General features: G+C 57.0%; 1 pseudogene. It reads right to left on the bottom strand.

Features of this window, described 5'->3' with window-relative positions:
- A pseudogene (locus tag VKV29_RS00005) lies at window positions 1-1,062 on the bottom strand (hypothetical protein); the annotation flags it as partial.

Raw genomic sequence — 1,062 nt, 5'->3', positions numbered from 1 at the left:
ATCGGTGTTGCCGTTGTCGGCGTTCCACCAACGAAGACGTTGGGCGGAACTAGAGGAGATAAAGCGATGCCCATCCGGTAGAACGGCGAGGCCAACAACCCCATCCTCCGGCCCGCCGTACAGATGGTCTAACTTGCCGGTGTTCAGATCGTAGCGGCGGATGTTGTGGTCCATGCTGGCCGCATAGAGATAGCGTCCATCCGGTGAAAAGCGCACTTTGGTCACAGGGTCACCCGCATCGGAGAAGGTTTTAATTAGAATGCCGGATGTCCAGTCGTAGACCCGCACATCATGGCGTTGGGTTCCTATGGCCAGGCGGTTGCCGTCGAGGCTAAAGGCGAGACTTGTGATCTGATCTGGCTCTTGTTGAAAACGGTTTTGGGTGGGCTGCTCGGTTTCTAGGTCAAAGATGCGCACCTCGCCGATCATACCGGAGATGCCATCGGCCACGGCGAGGAACTTGCCGGAAGGATGGAAAGCCAGGGAGAGCACCTGCCCGGAAAGCCCGCGCAGACAGCCCAAAGGTTTGGCGTTACTGACATCCCAGAGCACAACGGCGCGATAGGTGCCGATGGCCAATGTTTTACCGTCGTTGCTAAAAGCGAGCGCTCCGATGGGAGGAAGGGGCCCCACATGCAGGGCGTATTCCAAAGTTTCGTTTTTATCTTGCGTCTGCAGGGGGATCGGCGGCTTGATGTGCGTTGGCAGATAGGTGAAGAGGCGCATCGGAGCCGAGGGCAAGGGGCGTAGTGCAAATGCCGCCTTCACATTTTGTACCGAGGAGGTGGCTTTCACCGCCCCTAAGGGAGCGCCGGCATTGATCCATCGCACGATAAGGGCTATTTGATTGGGAGGCAGCGGAGGGCCGCCTTTGGGCATCAATAGGGTAGGGCTTGTGGCTTTAATACGCCGAACGATGGCGCTCTGCGCAGCCTTGAACGGAATGAGGATAGCATGAGGTTTTCCAACGACCACCCCTTTACGAATGGCCTCATAACTATCGAGTGCCAGGCCCCCCGAGATGGAAACGTCTTTGATGTTTTGCTGGCTATGGCAAACGAT

Source organism: Chthonomonas sp. (assembly GCF_035294165.1).
In the GTDB taxonomy this organism is placed as follows: domain Bacteria; phylum Armatimonadota; class Chthonomonadetes; order Chthonomonadales; family Chthonomonadaceae; genus Chthonomonas.
This window is presented reverse-complemented; position numbering and strand designations above follow the sequence as displayed.